Here is a 19,238-nt window from a genome sequence, read left to right on the forward strand (position 1 = left end):
AACACCATGGAGACGTTCTCCGATCTGTTCAGTTCTGCGGCTGAACGGCTGGGGCCGTCTGTCCAGCAGCGTCTCTTTTGCACCACTTCCACTCCCTTGCACCCACTTCCACTCCCTCTCAACCTCGACCATCCACCCCTTTTTCCGCTTTTCATAAGCAGCAACGTCTCATTTTCTCATCTGTTGCTCCTCTTCCCTGACATGGCTTCGATGAGGCTACTTGGCTGGGGAGACGATGACGCAACATCATACACATGCTGGCAGGGATGGTGGCGGTGTCATGGTCAGCCCTCCTGACCTCTATGTTACCACTTCTCTCAAGGGTTACTACCGATAGAAGACGATAGGGAAAGCAACTACACATAATCCACACCCATATCCACTCGTAGCTGTAGATGAAGAGCGTTACATGGCCCACAGGATGCGCAACGAGCTAAACTCAAGTAGACGAAGTACTCTGGCAAGTCCGTGTGAGGACATGGCTCTTGTGGTATCCTGGACTTTTGGCTACAAATCCTCTGTATCTGCACCCAGAGAAGCCGTCATCGTTAGGGAGCGACAAACATGTCTCCACCAGATCTTCTGAAGAGCTGATCATCCTGCTTGTGTGGTCGCCGCCTTTTGGACCAGATGCGCGGCTTTTTGATCAAGTTCTGTTGCGGTGCGCACAAACTCTTCCTGCGTGACGCCTGATTGCTGCAACAACGTCGATGGTTGATCATACCCAATACAGGTCTTCCCTTGCGCATTTTCGTAGATCTCCACGCGAATGGGAACATGCAGCCCTGCTTCAGCAGAGTACTTCAAGAAGTGTTGCGCAATCAGGGGGTTCCCAATGTCATACAGTTTTGATTTGAGGGGTTGAAAGTAGAGAGAAAACCACTGTCCATGGTCAATGGAGTAAAACTCCATGAATCCGCTAGGCCCCAGAAGGTGCTCAATGCCGTGCGTAAAATCCTCTGGGGTACGACTGGATTGCACAACCTCAATGAACTTCTCCTGTTTCTCTCTCCCAATTTGTGCCTCAAATGCTTGTATGACACGTTCATAAGGCTGAGTGGCTTCGACCACTATGTGATTCACAGGAGCCTGATGTTCCGAGGTAGACATTCTCTTTGCCCTTTCTGTATCTTCCAAGTACGTCTATTGGGATCGTTTGGCTGCTGTGTATCCTGTACATTACTGCCTTGGAGCAGGTTCTCACAGGATGCAGAGAGCGTAGAACAAACTCAATAGGGGAATGTGGTCAAGAGACATCCTTTTTGCGCATGCTTTCCTGATCCTAGAGCAAGGATAATATCTCTCACAGAGAGATGCAAGCAGAAGAGAGAACGGTTCCCTACGTCTCCATGCAAACTGGTCGCATTACCCACGAGACGCTCATGTAGGGCCACACCACCCAGGATGAAAAAAACGTTTTCAGAAGAGTTGCGTAACGAGAAGTGCTTTTGTGCTCAAATACCCTTACAGGTTCGTTCAATGCTCGTGCTTTTTACTGGCAAAGGATTGGAAATACTTCTGCTTTATAGAAACAAGAGAGGCAAGAAGGATGCTCTCAAACCAAGTCACTGCTGAGATAAATCTCGTTGCGCAACCCGTGGGCTTTGCAACACAGCCCCAGCGAGCACCACGAATGCTCGTAAAGATCTCATTACTTTTTGCGCTCTTATGCGTTTATATAGATGTATTTGACTTTGGCAACAGGAAGGCCGCTGTGAGGGCACTATGCGCAGCGGCCTTCCTGTTTTCCTTTTAGGACTTTCGTTCGCCTCCATAGATGATGGTTTCTACAGCCTGTGCGTGCGGAGTGGGAAAGCCGTCTATGTAGGCCTGGTTGGGGAGTGTTGCAAAAAAAATTAAAGTTCAGCAAACTGAAGTCTATATGAACATATCTCCCAAGGAAAAGATGCAGAACATTCTGTTCTTTTGCTCCATTTTCTCCGCTCAACATTTTTTGCAACACCACCTGATCATCAAAGTCGGCCTCTGGAAACCCCTGCCTTTAGGCCTGATTCTTACCCACATCTTTTGGGATGGTCTTAAGAAGCCAATCGCCATACATGTGTTTGTGAAATACCCAACAGGAGGTGGAGGCCTCGCCCGGCTTTTGCTCTGTTTCTCTCACCTTCTGGTCTTTTTGCTTTATCCTTCCCTGTTTTTTCTTCCCTCTTTGCGCAATATTCTAGATGCTCCTTCTCGATAGCTATGCAGGAATATCTAACACTTTCACTATTCCTATCTCCAAATGCAACTCTATCCTATTCTTTTTTCTCCCACCTCTTTCACCCGATTCAATAAACTTATCAGTATGGCTTTTCTATCCAATTACAATGCAAGTAAGGCACATTCTTATCTACCAAGTGCTCCCCCCAAATGAATAGATGCAGATCGAGAAGTATGGGATAATATCTCAGATACCATGCGCACTACTCGTCAACGCAGAAGGAAGGTAGATCGAATTAACAGATAAATTGTTAGTACGCTGCAAGATCCAAGCATCCTACAAAATTGCCAAAGTATGTAGTGTTTGTCGATGAGCCACAACAGCTAGATTATTGGAGCTCTCTCTATTAGAGAGTTGAAAGTAAATAGCAGGCTCGCCATTATACTCGATCAGCTTTCCCGGCATACTGCTCCATCGTGAGTGGCGTTGCAAAAACTGCCGGGTACGGGGATGCGACCAGTAGACAAGTTGATCAACAGAAGGGATATTCCCGCTCGTATCCGCCTCTTTGCCACAGTGGGGGCAATGGATGTAGATCCAGAATCGATAGGGGCTAGAGGACGACAATGTTTCCTTCTCGCCGCCTCTTACTTGGATCAGAGCGGATTTCCCGCAATCCATACAGGGGTAGACCTTCTGTGAGAGCGCTTGCATTATGCGGTCAGTCAGCCCCTGCATTGTCCGCTTCCAGGCTGGTCGGAATGAGCGAAGACCTGCCAGGGGAACTAGACCCATACTATGAACTGTATCCTTACCATAGCGCTGATAGCAGTCTGGACAACGTAGATGGAGATTGGATTCCTCCATTTCAATGTCAGCAGGCAGAAAACACCCCTGGAGTCGGTGACGCGCACAATGAGGGCACCACAGACGAGTTCCTTGCCATCCTTCTGCCAGAGGTTCATCCAACCCCAGCGCCATCCCTAACTCCTCTGCCTCTCTCCGCAAAGGGCCGCTGAGAACCTGGCGTAAATGGCGGCGAGCTCGATGCAGGCGAACATCCAGAGCGCTGCTCGAGAGATTCAGGCGCGTAGCCACCTCGGTGCGAGGAAGTTCGAGCAGGTAGCACATCACCATGATCTGGCGGGTAGCCGGAGGGAGCGAGCCAAGGGCCTGATCAAGAAGCCGGACCAGATCCTGGTGACTGAGTTCTTCAAGGAAATCAGGAGTATTGGAAGCACGAAGACCTGTCTCTTCCAAGGCTTCTCCCTGCTCGGCCTCAGAATGTCGTTGTACCAATGAGGTATGCCGAAGTAGATCTATTTTACGGCGATGAGTCGCGCGACGACAAATGTTGCGGCAAATCTCGTCAATCCAGGGCTGGAAGCCCGCTGGGGAAGATAGGCGCTCCAGATGACTCCACGCTTCAAGCAAAGTTTCCTGGACCACATCGTCGATGATATGAGGTTCGACGCCACGCGCACGAGCAATGCGTGTGAGGCGCAGCAGGGTCGCAGTTAAGATGCCATCTCGATCCTCAAGTAATCCTGACTTGAGCCATTGCCATTCACCAAGGAAGCCCTGTGGGGCTTGCAAATCACTGTTTTTTTGCATTGCAACACTCTACCTCTTTTTTTAGCCTACCCCTCTTATCGCTTAAACATGGTTTTTCTTACACATTTTTTTACGAGTATCAGAGCGCTGGCGTTCGGTTCCTGCTTCAATGCAGAGAGCGAGCCATGTGACCGCCTTCCCTGCTCCATAGGTGTCAATTCTCATGTAACTCACGCTATCCCCGTCTGCAATGACATGCCTTCATGAGGAGGCACATGCCCGCGATGCCTCTAGTAGAGAGAAAGGGAGACATAATCTCATTGTGCTTTTGAGCACAAGATGATGCAGATAACAAAACCGACGAAATCTGGAAAGGATTGGCTCTTGTTCTTCGAGTAGAAGAGTCCTGTTCATAGGTGAAATCAGAGATTTGCAAAAAGTGTGGTGTACCCAGTAGAGAATGCTGCCAAAAATTGCTGTAAGGAAAATAGCATATAAGCGATAGGATATTGACCGAGCTCTCAAGCACGTCCTTGCGCTGCTCTCAGCACAGTCAACGTACAAGAGCTTAAGATCAAACACATCAAAACATGGAGGGATATTATGGAAACATGTCTTTTTTGTCAGAGCTACAAATATCTGCCATCTGCGATAGGCGGACTTGTCTATGAAGACGATCTCGTCTACGCCCATCATTATTGTCGAGACGAAGGGCCTAGTTATCTCGGCTATCTCCTACTTAAGACGAAACGCCATGTACCTGGCTTCGAAGACCTGGATGAAGCCGAAGCGCAAGCTGTCGGGCTTGCAGTGACCCGTTTGAGCCATGCACTCAAAGTCTGTACAGGTGCGGTGAAAGTCTACCTGGAAGCATACGGGGAAGTGAATCCTCATCTGCACCTGCATCTTATTGCCCGCTACCCTGGAACCCCAGAAGAATATTGGCGCTGGAAGGTTGGCCGCTGGCCCGAGGCTCCTTGCGGGAATGCATCCGAAGTTGCAGCCCTCTGTGATCAGTTACGTGCTCGCCTGGGTACAAACACCTCTAGTAACCTTGTATCAAAATAGCACAAAGTAAGTATGAAAGGATGCTGGTGCAAAACATGCCCATGAATTCTAATATCCTCACACTTCTCCACTTTGCTCGTCAACAAGAGCTAACGCTCGTAGCCGAACTCAAAGACGTCGAGCGAAACGCCATTGGCACGCCGGGCGCCTGGGCTGCCAAAGACTTTCTCGCCAATATCATGCGTTGGAAAGAGTTACATACACAAAAGCTAGCTGCGGCAAAGCGCGGAGACGTACCACCTTCCTGGCGAGGGATGGATGAGATCCATCAGGTCAACAGCCAGACATTTACTGCCTATCAAACCCACACGTTTGAGGAAATCGAGCAAGAGTCAGAGCAGATCTTCAACGCTTTCATCGCACAGGTGGAAGCAATGAGCGAAGAAGAGCTCAACGATCCACACTACTACCCTTGGCAGGAAGGAGAGCGACTCCGAGGCGGAGTTTTAAACTATGGACTCTTTTCTCCTTGTGAGCAACTTACGACCTTCTCTCTCCAGCAAGGACACAGGCAATTCGCTTTCCAACTTCAGGAGTCCCTCGTTGAGGTGGTTCGTGCAAGCGGATTGCCTGCTGAAGGCGTCGGAGTTACCATCTATAATCTGGCCTGCTTCTACGCCAAAAATGGTCTGCCAGAGAAAGCCCTTTCTCTTTTACCAGAAGCCCTGAAACGCAGGCCAACCCTCCTTGAATGGTCCAGGCGTGACTCTGATCTCGCTTCCCTGCATTCCAATCCAGCCTTCCAGGCTCTATTCAACGATCCAGTGCTACTGTCTCAGGTTCCGGTGAGTGAATTGATCCTCCCTCAAGACTTGTATGCAAGCATGAGTAAGGATGCCCCTCCTTTTGTGATCGATGTACGCGGGTCTGCGGAGTATGCAGCTGGTCATATAGCGGGTGCCATCAATATTCCGTTAGGCCAATTAGAAAGCAAGCTTGCGCAGATTCCACAGGATCGGCTTGTAGTGACCTATTGTAATATGCATCACCCTATCGAGTCACGCGGAGAAAAAGCTGCGGCACAACTCAGGGGCAAAGGGTACCAGGTGCAGACGCTCTCCGATGGCTATCCCAATTGGGAAGCGCAGGGGCTTCCCGTGGAAGAGGCGCCCCAGAAGCATCCGGTATATATACAGGAGCGCATAACAGATGCAAATTGACAAGACTCAGAGGAATATGGACAGTGCTCATATTATCCCCCAAGGGTCCTTTTGGGAAATCTTGATCGTATTTATGCGACTTGGTCTGACTTCGTTTGGAGGCCCAGTTGCCCATCTGGGTTACTTTCGAGAGGAGGTTGTTGTACGCCGGAGATGGCTCGACGAACAGAACTACGCAGACCTGCTGACGTTGTGCCAGTTCTTACCTGGCCCTTCTAGCAGTCAGATGGGAATCGCCTTGGGTATTACACGCGCAGGCCCCTGGGGTGGGCTGGCTGCTTGACTTGGTTTTACGCTACCATATTAAGACTGCGTGATTTCTGGGATGCGCTTGATGCGTGGGTCGGTAAAAACGTCGAATTCGTCACGGCTGGTGCTGGAGAATTCTGAGACAATCGCCCCTTCATCGCCCGCCTGGAACCAATGGAGGGTATCAGGAGGAATTGTGTATTGCTCGCCGGGGTGCAGTTCAATTTCGTGGAAAACGGTATAATAGGCTTCGCTTCCAGATGGGATACGGGCCTGAGGCAGCGAGCAGGGTTGGCCTTCGATGTAAAGCCAGACTGTACCTCGGCGACAGCGAAAGGTCTCCATTTTTCCCGGCTCGCCCGCTATCGGCGGATGTTTGTGCTCAGGGCAACTCTGGCGCGGGAACATAATCAACTCTTTCGCGCAATAGCGGTCAGTATTGATATAAACAGGTGGCGCAACAACAGGGACAGCAAAGTATTCAGGTCGCTTATGCCCCTTATAAAACAGTTACGATTGATGGCGATCTTTCTGACTGGGAGGATATTATCCCGGTGAGCATCACCGGCAAGGCCACGGATGGAACGACCAGGACATATAAGGCGCGAATGGCCTGGGATGATAATTACTTCTACTTCGCGGCGGAGATCGCGGATGATGTGCAGGTTTCCAACCTGCCCTTTGAGCAGAATCCCTATGCCTTTCCTTTTAATGTCGATAGTATCCAACTGGTCTTTGATACGCTGGATAAGAAAGCGGAGGATCTGTTGGCTGGAGATGCGCACTACGAGAAGGCCTGTGCGACCAGCGTGGACCATCTTTATGTGGCGACGCTGGCCTCAAACAATGTCCCGGAACTGCATCGACAGGCCGCGCCTGGCACAAACTATCAGACGTTCTATCCGACCAATGCCCCGTTGAATCCGCCGCTGGGACCCCTGAATACGGGTACCACGGGTACGCAGGAAGGCCAGATCAACGTGGTTCGCGACAACACCAAGCTCCTGACCACTTACGAGATCGCGATTGCCTGGTCGCAACTTCCAGAATTACAGGCGCGGCTGCAAAAGCTGGAGCAGAGGAATGTTCTGGATGTGCATTTTGCCTTCTCTGTTGAGGACGCGGGCAAGGCACCGGCGGTTGGGCGTTCTTACTGGACAAACGAGGCGGGCATTCTGGAGTCGGGAGCTTACAGTTTCGCGCCCTTCTGGGGGACCGGCCTGAAGTCAACGGGCAGTCGCGTCATCACCCGCTGGGGTTTTACACGCTGAGTTGACGTTTTTAGGTACAAAATTTACATAGGCATCAACAAATGTGGGCGTGGAAAGGCTGCGGGGCGAGAATGGACGGGCCAGATGGAAACTGGCTCGTCCTCAGCAGTAGGGAAACATGAAGGGGAAATAAAGCAAAAAGGATAGGGCAGTCGGCTTTGAACTCAATGCTCTTAGATAAAGAACATCTGATAAGAGCTGCCCCCTGTCAAGCTGTGTAATGAAGTGAAATGGATGACGCTCGTGTGAGGAGATAAAGATCCGGTGATGGACGATACAATTCAATTGCGAAAATATTGGCGACGAGGAGCAACGGGCATCACATTCAAACTGAAGGATGAATTACACCATCCACAGTTTTGCTGGCCGCGAACTCTGCTCAGCTACCCGCTCATCTTTGAGCCAGAGGGAATACGTGCGGATCAACTGCACCTGATCGACCAGGAAACAGGGAAAGAGGTCCCATTTCAACTGACGGAGCAGCAAACGAACGGTATCGACCTTGTCTCGGCGCGTCTACATTTTTTTTCTGACCTCCCTTCGGGCGCCACTCGCTGCTTCCGGCTCCAGCGAGAAAGAGGCAAGGAGGAACAACAGGAGACAAGAGACAAGATGCGCGCGGAAGTTGAAGGAGAGACAATCGTTCTTTATGCCGGCGCACTGCAAGTGCGGATACCTGCTTCACAAACGGTGTCTGCGCAAATCGCACCAGGGCCGATTATCCAGATGAAGCGCGAGCATGGCTGGATTGGCAATGGTACGGTCCAGGGTGGCCGACTGGGTATCTGCTCGCTTGAAACGAGACAGATAGAGATTGGCCCACTTTTTGTTACCTATCAGATCCGCTACCATTTTGTGGGCGGCGCGACCTACACAGCGACGGTGAGGGCAATCCTCAACTACGATTTTGTCGAGCTCTCTGAGCAGATGCAGGACCTTGAGCAGCAGGCAGGAGCAAGCATGCAGATCGCATGGGATAAGTTTTCACCCACGCATCGTTTCTCATCGACCTGGCCTGGCTCACAGCAAGCATCAGACTATGTGGCGCCGGAGGGTGAGCCTGAGCTCTATCAATGGCGCGCCATCGATGATCCAATTGTGGTTGGTTACAATGGCGAAGATCCAGCTTTTTTCGGACGCTCACGCGTTGAACAGCCTGAAGAAGATTTTGCCTTTACAGTTGGCCCATATGCGCCTTCCTATGCCTGGAATATACGCTCGCACGCCACATTCTGGGATCGGAAAAATGCGGAAAGCCTGGGCGTATTTATTCGCAACCCGGACCGCTGGGACGATCAGGCCTATGCACTCTGGGCTTCCGCCGACATCCTCCAAATTCATTTTCGCTACAAGCAAGGAAAGCTGCACTGGACCTGCCCGCTGGCTAATGGAACGCGCCAGATAGGGATCGCGTTCTATAATCATGCAAAAGATTTACATGTCCTTAAAGAACAGGACAGACAGGCACAGGAGCTAGCGGAACGCTATGATATTCCGTTATCTCAAGCTCTAACGAATACACGCTATCTGACAACCTATACACGCCACCTTCATCATTGGTATAGCACCTTGAACTTAGATCTGGTGAAAGATTGGATACTTACGTATTCTGGAACGCGCCCAAAGGTGTTTTTCCAGGAGGGGCAGATCAATTCTGCTCGCCAGTTGTGGCAAAAACTTTTCACGGGCAGCGAAGGCCCCAGACTGATCGCCCAGGGGATCAATGAGTTAGCTGGCTATTTAAATATAGGGCAGCGCCCGATCTACGATTATTTTCTCGACGGCTATAATCGGCACTCTGCGCAGCTAACGACACAGCAGCAAGCTGAGGTAGATGCGCTCTTTCTGCTCACCGCTTATATTTCGGCCAGGGAGGAGATTGTCCTCCTTTTGCGGATGCTGGGCGGGCATCCGAATTTTATGGCTGATGGCAAGGCAGTGCTTCCTTGCTTTGCCTGGCTCTACCCGGACCATACGCTGGCTGGAGAATGGCGGGATATCTTTGAAACATTCCTGACGCTTGTGGGGACATTTCATACGCGCCCGGAACTGCCAGCGTTGCAGGCCCGTGGAGGACGTTGGACCGAGAGCCTCGCGGTCTATCTATGGGCCTTTCTGCGTCCCGTGGTGAGCGGTAATTTTCTGGGCCTGATGACCGATGAGCGCAATCGCTGCGCGCAACCTTTTCTGGGGCTGTAGGTGATTGGATTGTGAATACACTCAGCGCGCCGATTGCAACCCAGCCACTCACAGATTATGTACCTGGCGTCACCCCTTTGACACGAGAAAATGGCTTTCGACGCTTCCATCCGCCCCAGGGAGCGCATAGCGCCTGGCCGCGCCGCCCTCCATTAGAAATGTGGATGTTGGGGCAGTTCTTGCGAAACTATCAGCCTCTGGTTGCGGAACATCTGCTGTGGGGTAGCGATCCGGCAGCCTATCGTCTAGAGGCTGATGCCGGCATCCCCGATCCGTGGAGGGTGCTGGCCGATCCAGGGGAGAAGAATCGTGGAACAAATCCTCATCTCAGAAGTTGCAAATACACCGGCTATGGCATCATTCTGCGGGCGGATGTCGATCTTCCCAGCGAAATAGCAGTTGTATTGCAGCAGGTAGATCGTGGACCGAACTATCGTTGGGGTATCGGCGGAGAAAATAGCAGCGGCACGCTCTACTACTACGCGAACGGGCGTGCGTATAGCGGGCATGGCCGGGAAGATATCGGTGATCGGCAAAGAGAAGATCTGGTTGCGCTGAGTACATTTGGAGTCTGGAAGGATGGGACGTTTCGGACAATTGGCGAGAATGTATTGGAGCAACCGTTCTATGATCTGGAGATCGCTCAGTATGCGGAAATTGTCGCGCGCAGCGGGACGCCAGAGTTAGATGATTCCGGGCCATTGCAGGACAATTACGCGCTGCCGGAATATCGCAGCCGCAGCGTGCTGCTGGTTGGTAGCGACTATATTGTGACCTATGACGCGATTGTACCGGGCCAGCGGTGCGCCTGGTCCTGGTTTACGCTGACAAAACCAACCGGGAGAGATGCCAATAGCTTTGCCTACCTGCCTGATCAGTTGCCTTTTATTCGCGCAGTGCGAGGTGTAGTACAGGATGATGGAGCCGCTTGCATTGTGCAAACGTCAACCTCGCGTGGCATTCGTCTGGAGAGCGAGTTGGATGGGAGCGCGTCTAATGTGCTGGTTGTGGTCAGTCATCGCGAAGATCTCCAGGTCGCGGACGGTGCTTCTACGCCCTGGGGGGTGCGGATAACAACGGCGCGGAGCACGGATTATGTTTTTCGCTATCAGGGAGAAATTTATTATCAGCCGCAAGAAATTCAATATGCCGCGGACGGTCTGCTCTTCATGGGCACTGCGGGTCCGGTGCCATACTATCTGGTCTGGGAGAAAGGTCTCGACCAGAGCGGCCTCCTCACGTCTGCGCCCCTGCGGTGTTTGGAAGGCAACTGGCCCGTTGCAAGCAACGGCCAGGACGTAGTGATAGTGATGAGCTTCCAACCAAGCACGCAGATCAAAGTTGCCTCCATAGACCGTATCAGCCACCACCCAGGAGATGGGAATCGCTGCTTTGCTGATCCGCTCGATCATTTGTGCTGCCAATTCGGGTTTGGTCTGGAAGTGGGCGCTCTCAGGGACATGAGCAGCGTTTCTGCGATCAGCGTCCTCGCACCAATCCAGGGGCAGATACAACTCTCGATCAATGAGCGCGTGTCCGCGAGCCGTGACGTAGCTGAGAAAGACTCCCACCTGACAGTTCTCAATCTGCCCAGTGTTTCCGCAATATTGGCAGCCGACTCCAGCGGATGCGCGTGCCCCGTTTGGGAAAACTGCTCTCATCGATGACCAGGACGGCAGACTCGGTGCCCAACTGTTCCATCACATACCTCCGCAGATCATCGCGCACCCCATCGGTGTCCCAGACGGCTTGCGAGAGCAAGCGTTGCATCCCACTTGGATGCTCTTCTCCGGCGTGTTCAGCCAATTGCCACCCGTTTTTGCGAGCCACATCATTCAAGATACCTTGCAGATACTTCAAGGCACGCCAATATGGCTCCGGGCGGCCAAAGCGAGGAGCAAGGCGGGCATGCAGGTGGAACAGGGCTTGCGCCCACCGGCAGACATCAGCAGAGGTTGTTTTGATGCCAGCGAGCATGATATGTTGATTTTGCTTCACGAACTTCTCCTTTCTGATGGAATTTCACAAATCAAGCATTCGTACTTACAGAATGTCACATCGATTAGAGAAGTTCATGAAGCTTTTTCATGTTTGTTGGTAAATTAACTGAAGGGTGGACCAAATGTGCACTGAAGGGTGAGAATGTACACCGAAGGATGGAACTTGGCGCTTCGATGCCAGGAAAAACCGCTCCATATCCAGGGTAGCATCAGAGAAAGTTGTAAATAGCTCGAACGCTCTTGGCAGTTACCGCATCCTTGTCTTCTGGATAGGGTCTGATTATCGATCAGGCACTGAGCAGGCTGATACACGAGAGCAGGCGAGCACTTCCCCCATAGATCGTGTCGTTTCCTGGAGATGCATCACACAATGGGAAGGGAGGGAAGTGTGATGAGTTACCTTACTCGTACGTACGTCAGTGCCAGGTCCTTCTCCCAGGCTGCTCCCTCTCGTGACATTTCACCCTGACTTTCCATCTTGTTGCCGTTGTCTTCTATGGTCATGGTGCATCGCTGAGAAAAACTGGGCTCGTCACGCCACCACTTGAGCTGATTTCCTGTCATGGTCACGTCGTATTTTCTTGAGACGCCACGCTCATCAAAGGAAAGCTGAAAATAGGTTTTCGCCACATCATCGCTGCCAAAAATCGCAACCCCGTCAGGAAAACTAGGGTGGTCAATCTCTGTATGCATGATCAAGAACGCGCCGCCAGCAAGCCAATCAAAAGTTGTACGGCCATGCAAGGGAATACCGGGAAGGTAGGGATGAGACCCAATGGTTTGCCATTGGCCCACGAAAACCTTAAAGGGTTCAAGCGCTGGGTTTGGTTGTAATGCTTCGCTTCCGATTTTTTTCTCCATGTTCTTGATTGTAGCTATGATGGCCCAAAAAATCAAGGCAGTTTTTGGGCCCAAACCGGTTATTTACCACTTTCAATCGCAGTCACACCCACGCAAAAGTCGGCCCAGAAGATCCAGCAGGCGCTCACACAACTAGATAGTACACTACGCGTCGTGGTCCTTCTAGAACACGAGGTTCTCTCAAAAGGGCTAGCACAGGCATTAAAAGGACCAAATTCCCCATAACAATGTTCCCGAAGAAGAAAATTGTTCTCTCAGTGAATCTATCTAGAGTACCTTATGATTTGCAACATATTGTGGCAGATTTTTCTTTGGAGGTAAAATCCTTAACTGTAGATTGTACCAAACTTGGGTACAATCTTCATTAACTCGGCTCTACAAGGGCAACGATGGATCTTTCTGTGGAGACAACGTTGGAAAACTCAAGGGCACGCAACCACTCATATAACGGAAGCTGCCCTTCAGAAAGGCGACCTTCTAGGAAGAGGGAACCGTGACGCCAGGCCACAATTGAGCCAGGTCGTTGGCCGCAACTGACACCGAAGCATTGAAAAGTTCCGCAACCTCTACATTCATTTTCTTTTTGGCTGGATCATGCTGCCACTCACGATACAAACCTGCTAGCCATAAATAACGATCTAATTCCTTGTTTGTACATAAGAGGTGAGCACCCTTCTTGAGCCTATCTATGTTCTCAAGAAAAGCCTTGTAAGGGTGCTCCTTGTCAAGAACTTGTCCATGTTTTCCCAGATGGTAGTTGACCATCTGGGAAAAGAATCATAAATTGGGAAGCGTTCCATATCAATAAAAAAGTGAGCAAACTTTGAGGCAAAGCTGAGATGTTTCTTGCCTGAAAACAAGGCAATTTGCTCTACGAGATCGAAGGCATTTCGTCCGCCTGCACTGAGCATGATAGTTGTCACATGCTCGGCCATACGCGTCACAGCAAGGATATTAGTCCCGTAAAGCTGATTGACTACTACGACTTTCAGCAACGTTGCTTCCATATCGAATCCAGGAAAACGAAGCTGCAAAGCGGAAAGAGCTTTGTCTGCGACCTGCCATTGTTGAAGATGCTGATGAAGTCTGTTCGCCGCTTCAATCTGCGATTCTAAGAGCGGTACTGCCAGGACTGCTTCCTTCATAGAACTTCCTCCCAAGATGAATGAGATACGCATACTCTACTATCATATCACCGCTAGTCTTTTTCCTCGCTAGCTGCAAGTCATTCGAGAAAGGAGATACGTTATTATCGTTAAACTAATCGGGTGTTTTCGTGACAGAGCCTGCCGCCAGGATATTCTTCATAGCAGGGGATCTGCGTCAGAGGCTCATAGCAGAGAGCCAGACGATCAACGAGCATCTGGTATCGCCTGCCTTGTGCGCAAAGAGGCCGAAAGTCGCTGTAGAGACAAACCGAGTCTTTTGAGAAACTCTGGCTTTCTCGCTTCTCATCGTTGACTGGACACGTTCCATATGCTACTATCACTCCTGTACTTGATTGTATTTGACGTGTTTCTGGCGCGTTGCCAGTTCAGAAAGGAGGTGTTGTGATGCTTAGAAGCGCATACCGCGCAACATCGATGCCTGGCATGAAGGAATGGGGATCCATGGGGGATGTTTTGAGCGTGTAGACATTGAGAGTGTATTTTGCTCTAGATCTTTCTCGTTCCCACAAACGTATCCTCTTTTCAATCTCCACGCGCCATATCTTCGCGTCTCCCGGTCTGACCTCCCACGTTCTCCCTTCTCCTGCTGGTATTCCTGTCGCGCATCCTCACCCTGTCTCCGCTCGTCTGTTTTGAGTTGGAGCAGGTTTCCTTGTGCCTTTTGCGCTTACTTGCATACTACCGTGAGGAGCATCTCTTTGCAATCAACCGATTCAATCACGAAAAAACCGTCGGCCTCGACGAAGCGTTTACCCGTATCCAAAGCTGGCTCCCAATCCAACGCAGCCAGGCCAACTCTTACACGCGGCAAAAAGTTTGTATCGTATTACCAACCATACATCGGCCTGTTTTTCGCAGATATCGCCTGCGCGCTCATTGTCTCAGCGATCACACTCCTTCTTCCGCTTTGCGCGCAATACATCACCAAAAATATCCTGGAAGGCCATGACCCGCATGAGCTACGCGACATCTTGCTCATGGGCGCGTGTATGCTGGCGCTGGTGGTGATCCAGACCCTATGTACGATGTTCATCGACTTTCAGGGGCATATGATGGGAGCCAGGATGCAGAGTGATATGCGCACTGAACTCTTCGAGCATTATCAAAAGCTCTCGTTTGGCTTCTATGACGAACAAAAAGTGGGCCAGCTCATGACCAGGCTTACCAATGATACCTTCTGGCTGAGCGAACTCTATCATCATGCCCCTGAGGATATCGTCGTGACCTTCTTGACAATCACTGGTGCCTTTATCATTCTCGCGAAGATCAACCTTGTGCTGACATTGCTGCTTTTTCTCTTTATGCCCATAATGATCGTATATGCGTTGTACTTTAATAAGAAGATGAATACAGCGTTACGCGGCAGCAAGGATCGCATCGGGGACATCAATGCGCAGGTTGAAGATACGCTCGCAGGCATCAGGGTGGTCAAATCTTTTACTAATGAAGAGGTCGAAAAGCACAAATTTGCCAAGGCCAATCGTCGTTTTCTCGCCAGCCGCAGCGATGGCTATAGAAGTGAGGCCTACTTTTTCGGTGGGTTGGGAGCGTTTGCTCAGCTCATGACGATTGCTGTAATCGTTCTGGGCGGTATTGCGATTGTTCACGCTGCCCTGAATCTGGCTGATATGCTGACCTATTTGCTCTGCGTCGGCATTCTCGTTGATCCTATTAAAAAACTAATCAACTTCGGCGAACTGTATCAGGAGGGTATCACCGGCTTCCAGCGCGTTATGGAAATTCTGGAGATAGCCCCCGATCTGCAAGACGCGGCAGACGCGCGTGAGCTGATGCATGTCCGAGGAAATATCGAGTTTCAGGAGGTCAGTTTCAGATACAAGGAAGACCACAAAGATGTTGTGAAAAATCTCTCCTTGAGAGTGCGCGCTGGAGAATATGTAGCCCTGGTTGGGCCTTCTGGCGTTGGCAAAACCACGATTTGCTCGTTGATTCCGCGTTTCTACGATGTCAGCGCGGGAAAGATTCTGCTGGATGGACATGATATCCGCGATGTGACCTTGCGCTCATTGCGCAGAAATATTGGCATTGTCCAGCAAGATGTCTATTTGTTTGCCGGGACCATCGCGGAGAATATCCGTTACGGCAAGCTCGATGCCAGTGAACAAGAAATCATTGAGGCGGCCAAAAAGGCGCACGCGCATGATTTTATCATGGCACTGCCGAACGGCTATGATACGGACATCGGTCAACGTGGTGTCAAACTCTCAGGCGGGCAGAAGCAGCGCTTGAGCATCGCGCGCGTCTTCATCAAAAATCCCCCTGTGATCATTTTTGATGAAGCGACGAGCGCACTGGACAATGAGAGCGAAAAGGCTGTGCAGGACTCCTTGGAGCAGTTAGCCGACAATCGCACAACGCTTGTCATCGCTCATCGTTTGTCAACGATCCGCAATGCTCAAAGGATCGTGGTCTTATCCGAGAGCGGGATCAGTGAACAGGGGACGCATGAGGAGCTTATCGCGCTAAATAGCGCCTATGCGAATCTGTACAACATGCAGGCAAAAATATGAGGCTGACCCCATTTTCACTGTCCTGATTGCTTTTACAGGGTTTCTCAAAATTCATCATCATGAAAAACCAAAGGCGAACACAGGCCGCCCGTTTGAGAGGAGGCATGATGACTTTTGGGAAACCCAGAGAGCAAATGGTCTGCTTCTCCAAGCATCACGCCGCATGTAGCAGCCTGTGTAGCAAGAGACGCTGCGTGCTTGCCTCTTGCTCCCCGACTGGATAGCGCATCGGTTTGGGTTCCCCGATGCGCCTGGTTTGCCTATGCATGCATTACAGATATTTTCGCTAAAAGCGTTTTTCTCCCACATCCCTTCCCCTGCCAAGTGCTTTCTCCCGAGTCACCTACCCCAACCAACCCATTCCCTCCCTCCCTCCCTCCCCCCTCCGTCCCAACGGGACCTTTTTTCTATGCTTGGTGGTGTAAGTAGCAATACAATTTGCATCCAGAAAGGAGCAGATCGCATGAATGAACCTTACAGTGAGATATCCACACAAAGCTCATTGCCCGAGTGGGCAACACTGACTCAGGTCAGTCAGGCCACTGGCGTTTCACGCAGTGCTGTTCGCTCTGTCGCGCGCCGGGCGCTTAAACAGGAGGGGCCATGGGTTAAAAAGGAAGATGGCAGAATTCTGCTCGACACGCTCCATGACGCCTACAAAGCCCACGCTAGGTGCCGGGAGAACGTTGAGCATCTGGTTGAGAGGTCCGATGTCTTCAAAACGAAGTACCGTTTTTCCAGCGGCAACAACCAGAAAGGGATCAGGAGGAGCGAGAGATGTCCAGGCCAGGGGCAGCGAGCGGATCTGATAGGTCTGCGGATCAGCAAAGAAGACACGCTCCTCTCCCCAGGCGCGGCTCTGCGAGAGCAGGGGGAAGCTGTGCCCGCAGAGGGGATGGAAGGGATGAGTAATGGTAAAGCAATGTTCACCATTCGTGTTATTAGGTGTAGTTGACAGTTCGTTTAAATGGTTTGGTCGAAGGGAAAGTTAATAAGCTCAAGCTGATCAAGCGGATGATGTTCGGGAGAGCTGAATTTCCTTTGTTACGCCAGCGAGTGCTCCATGCGCTGTAACGCGCGAAGCCGGAGATCACCCCTTCCACTCGTACCGGGGTGCCGTCATGGCATATTCTCGAAGCAGAGTCTTCCATGCCGTATTCTATACTAGCACAACCCCTTTGTCCAGTTCGAGCCCCAAGCAAGCGAGCTGAATCACCAAGAGTGGGCCAGATCCCTCAAGTGAGCAGGTTTGGCCCTCAAACGTGGGAAATTGCCCCCAATGGTGAGCAGAACCCCCATTGACTGGCTAAAAACCAGCTTCTGGAGCGGATCGCTTCACCCTGTTTGTGTCAATTTGGGTGGAAACCCGCGAGGGCCATACGTACGCGCGAACCATCATTTGCGAGCCGCTGGCTTCTCTCCTGTGAACAAGAGAGAAGCCCCACATCTGAGAATCAGCCGCAGCATGGTGGGATTTACGCTTATGGGAATGTCGCTTGCCGCATGTGCCGAGAGAGAAACAGAAATCCGGTTATCAGAAGCAGGCCACTCCACACGATGCCCACGGTCGGCAAAACGCCCAGATGCTCCAGGCTCAGCCCGAGTGCGAAGGAGCCGATGGTGAGGACGCTGAACAAGATCAGGCGATAGATGCTACTGACGCAGCCTTGCAGGGCATCTGGGGCAACAGCGAAGCGATAACTGTCTATGAAGACAGCACGGATCGAGTCGGAGAGAGCAATGCCCGCGAAGACGGCTCCCAACAGCAGTGGCGTCGTGATGAAGCCATAGAGAGGAAAGACGAACACGAACACGATCAGGGCACAGCGAAGCGTGAGGCCAAAGCGTATACGCCGAAGCATCGGCGGGCAGAGCGCCGTGCCAAGCAGGTTCCCGACGCCGCCAGCTGCGACGATCAGGCCGTAGAGCACCGACGGGATATGCTGCTGTTGCACAATGGCCAGGACGAGAAGCACACTGGCTGTTATGGCGAGGTTGACATAGCTGGAAATCAGGAGGATCGAGCGCACGACCTCATGCTCCCATAGCCAGGTGAGTCCCTCGCGCACTTCTAAGAGCAGGTGGTGGCGCTCCGTCCTCCGTTCGTCTTGCATGGGCGAGCGTATGGAAAGCAATGAGCTGAGCAAGATCAGAGAGGAAAGCGCGTCTGTGACGAACGGGAGCAGCCTGCTGATGCTAAAGAGCCAGCTACCCAGCGCGGGTCCGACAAGCGCGCAGGAGCCAACGATCAACTCGTTCTGTGCGACTGCTGTGGGGAGCTGGCTCTTTGGCACAACCCATGCCCGTGCTGCCTGTTTGGCCAGCTCGTCGAAAAGCGAAATGGCTCCCAGGCCAAAGGCGATGGCGTAGAGGAGAAGCAGCCGCAGTGGTCCGCTGGTCAGGAACAGCGCCATGGGAATGCTCGCCACGCACACCATCAAGCAGAAGGTACAGAGAAGCATCACGCGTTTACGCGGCCAGCGATCCACCAGCGCCCCAGCGGGTAGGCTCAGGAGGACGTAGGGAAGCTGCCCCAGGCTATACGCGAGGGAGGCAGCAGCGATCGAATGCGTCAGTCCCACAATGAGCAGCGGAAACGCGAACTGCGTGCAACTCGTGCCGAGCGAGGAGACGGCGTTGCCGAGCCAAAGCAAAAGATAGTCACGATTGCGCCAAAGGGAAACGGGCTGTTGTGGAATGACTTCTGTGTTGGTCATAAAACATCCTTTCGTTCGACTTATTTCTGCAAGAAAGGAAGGGAAAGGAGCCCGGCAACACAGGAGGGGGCCAATCAATACGGGGCTGAGATACATCTCAGGATGAAGGCAACACACATACTCGCACCAACGCGATCAGCGCTGCGCGTGAGGAGGGCGCTATTCACAAACAGCCACGTAAGCCGAAAGTGCCGGGCTTACGCGGTCAAAAGCGGTTTCACACCGCCTGAGGGGAACAGATATCTTTTATTCATCAGCCAGATGATAGCATGGAGACCGCAGCGGTGTCAATGGA

Annotated in this window: 14 protein-coding genes and 3 pseudogenes; 7 read left to right on the forward strand and 10 right to left on the reverse strand. The window is 51.7% G+C overall.

What is annotated here, in order from left to right:
• Window positions 1-594 precede the first annotated feature (594 nt).
• Entirely contained in the window at window positions 595-1,110 is a 516-nt protein-coding gene (locus tag KTE_RS39855) for a DUF302 domain-containing protein (RefSeq protein ID WP_201391787.1), read from the reverse strand.
• A 1,390-nt stretch (window positions 1,111-2,500) separates the two neighbouring features.
• Entirely contained in the window at window positions 2,501-3,778 is a 1,278-nt protein-coding gene (locus tag KTE_RS39860; RefSeq protein ID WP_201391789.1) for an RNA polymerase sigma factor, read from the reverse strand.
• Window positions 3,779-4,321: 543 nt separating this feature from the next.
• Here KTE_RS39860 and KTE_RS39865 point away from each other — a divergent pair.
• The 3 genes and pseudogenes from KTE_RS39865 to KTE_RS50240 all read left to right on the forward strand — a co-directional run.
• Window positions 4,322-4,786, forward strand: a complete 465-nt coding sequence (locus tag KTE_RS39865; RefSeq protein WP_201391791.1) for an HIT family protein — start codon at window positions 4,322-4,324, stop codon at window positions 4,784-4,786.
• Between the two features lie 41 nt (window positions 4,787-4,827).
• Window positions 4,828-5,202, forward strand: a pseudogene (locus KTE_RS50235) (ClbS/DfsB family four-helix bundle protein); the annotation flags it as partial.
• A 354-nt stretch (window positions 5,203-5,556) separates the two neighbouring features.
• Window positions 5,557-6,226: pseudogene (locus KTE_RS50240) on the forward strand (chromate transporter); the annotation flags it as partial.
• A 23-nt stretch (window positions 6,227-6,249) separates the two neighbouring features.
• Here KTE_RS50240 and KTE_RS39880 read toward each other — a convergent pair.
• Window positions 6,250-6,642, reverse strand: a pseudogene (locus tag KTE_RS39880) (D-lyxose/D-mannose family sugar isomerase); the annotation flags it as partial.
• Window positions 6,643-6,647: 5 nt separating this feature from the next.
• Here KTE_RS39880 and KTE_RS39885 point away from each other — a divergent pair.
• From KTE_RS39885 to KTE_RS39895, 3 genes are all read left to right on the forward strand, one after another.
• The gene (locus KTE_RS39885) at window positions 6,648-7,466 is read left to right on the forward strand and encodes a sugar-binding protein (protein WP_201391798.1); all 819 of its coding nucleotides are present in this window, start codon (window positions 6,648-6,650) and stop codon (window positions 7,464-7,466) included.
• Between the two features lie 267 nt (window positions 7,467-7,733).
• Window positions 7,734-9,665, forward strand: a complete 1,932-nt coding sequence (locus KTE_RS39890; RefSeq protein WP_201391800.1) for a hypothetical protein — start codon at window positions 7,734-7,736, stop codon at window positions 9,663-9,665.
• A gap of 420 nt (window positions 9,666-10,085) precedes the next feature.
• Window positions 10,086-10,223 (forward strand): hypothetical protein, encoded by a 138-nt coding sequence (locus KTE_RS39895; protein WP_201391802.1) that lies wholly within the window; start codon window positions 10,086-10,088, stop codon window positions 10,221-10,223.
• 125 nt (window positions 10,224-10,348) lie between these two features.
• Here KTE_RS39895 and KTE_RS39900 read toward each other — a convergent pair whose 3' ends face one another.
• From KTE_RS39900 to KTE_RS39915, 5 genes are all read right to left on the reverse strand, one after another.
• Window positions 10,349-10,606: a hypothetical protein gene (locus KTE_RS39900; RefSeq protein WP_201391805.1), complete on the reverse strand. Its 258-nt coding sequence runs from the start codon at window positions 10,604-10,606 to the stop codon at window positions 10,349-10,351.
• A gap of 3 nt (window positions 10,607-10,609) precedes the next feature.
• Window positions 10,610-11,326, reverse strand: a complete 717-nt coding sequence (locus KTE_RS48425; protein WP_236600946.1) for a transposase — start codon at window positions 11,324-11,326, stop codon at window positions 10,610-10,612.
• Window positions 11,247-11,663 (reverse strand): transposase, encoded by a 417-nt coding sequence (locus KTE_RS48430; protein ID WP_236600947.1) that lies wholly within the window; start codon window positions 11,661-11,663, stop codon window positions 11,247-11,249. Before KTE_RS48430 ends, KTE_RS48425 begins: the two co-directional genes overlap by 80 nt.
• 398 nt (window positions 11,664-12,061) lie before the next feature.
• Window positions 12,062-12,580, reverse strand: a complete 519-nt coding sequence (locus tag KTE_RS39910) for a hypothetical protein (RefSeq protein ID WP_236600948.1) — start codon at window positions 12,578-12,580, stop codon at window positions 12,062-12,064.
• A gap of 632 nt (window positions 12,581-13,212) precedes the next feature.
• Window positions 13,213-13,671, reverse strand: a complete 459-nt coding sequence (locus KTE_RS39915) for a hypothetical protein (protein ID WP_201391807.1) — start codon at window positions 13,669-13,671, stop codon at window positions 13,213-13,215.
• A gap of 863 nt (window positions 13,672-14,534) precedes the next feature.
• On the opposite strand from KTE_RS39915, the gene KTE_RS39920 reads away from it, so the two are divergent.
• Entirely contained in the window at window positions 14,535-16,226 is a 1,692-nt protein-coding gene (locus KTE_RS39920) for an ABC transporter ATP-binding protein (protein WP_374226885.1), read from the forward strand.
• A 550-nt stretch (window positions 16,227-16,776) separates the two neighbouring features.
• Here KTE_RS39920 and KTE_RS50245 read toward each other — a convergent pair.
• Window positions 16,777-17,184, reverse strand: a complete 408-nt coding sequence (locus tag KTE_RS50245; protein WP_201394545.1) for a DUF5372 family protein — start codon at window positions 17,182-17,184, stop codon at window positions 16,777-16,779.
• A 523-nt stretch (window positions 17,185-17,707) separates the two neighbouring features.
• Window positions 17,708-18,943, reverse strand: a complete 1,236-nt coding sequence (locus KTE_RS39930; RefSeq protein WP_201391808.1) for an MFS transporter — start codon at window positions 18,941-18,943, stop codon at window positions 17,708-17,710.
• Window positions 18,944-19,238: the final 295 nt, after the last annotated feature.

It is taken from the genome of Ktedonobacter sp. SOSP1-85, assembly GCF_016587415.1.
GTDB lineage: Bacteria > Chloroflexota > Ktedonobacteria > Ktedonobacterales > Ktedonobacteraceae > Ktedonobacter.

Bases quoted from the DNA above. Each gene is read 5' to 3' on its own strand.
- KTE_RS39855 (WP_201391787.1), bottom strand. From the start codon at position 1,110: ATGTCTACCTCGGAACATCAGGCTCCTGTGAATCACATAGTGGTCGAA.
- KTE_RS39860 (WP_201391789.1), bottom strand. From the start codon at position 3,778: ATGCAAAAAAACAGTGATTTGCAAGCCCCACAGGGCTTCCTTGGTGAA.
- KTE_RS39865 (WP_201391791.1), top strand. From the start codon at position 4,322: ATGGAAACATGTCTTTTTTGTCAGAGCTACAAATATCTGCCATCTGCG.
- KTE_RS39890 (WP_201391800.1), top strand. From the start codon at position 7,734: ATGGACGATACAATTCAATTGCGAAAATATTGGCGACGAGGAGCAACG.
- KTE_RS48425 (WP_236600946.1), bottom strand. From the start codon at position 11,326: ATGAGAGCAGTTTTCCCAAACGGGGCACGCGCATCCGCTGGAGTCGGC.
- KTE_RS39915 (WP_201391807.1), bottom strand. From the start codon at position 13,671: ATGAAGGAAGCAGTCCTGGCAGTACCGCTCTTAGAATCGCAGATTGAA.
- KTE_RS39930 (WP_201391808.1), bottom strand. From the start codon at position 18,943: ATGACCAACACAGAAGTCATTCCACAACAGCCCGTTTCCCTTTGGCGC.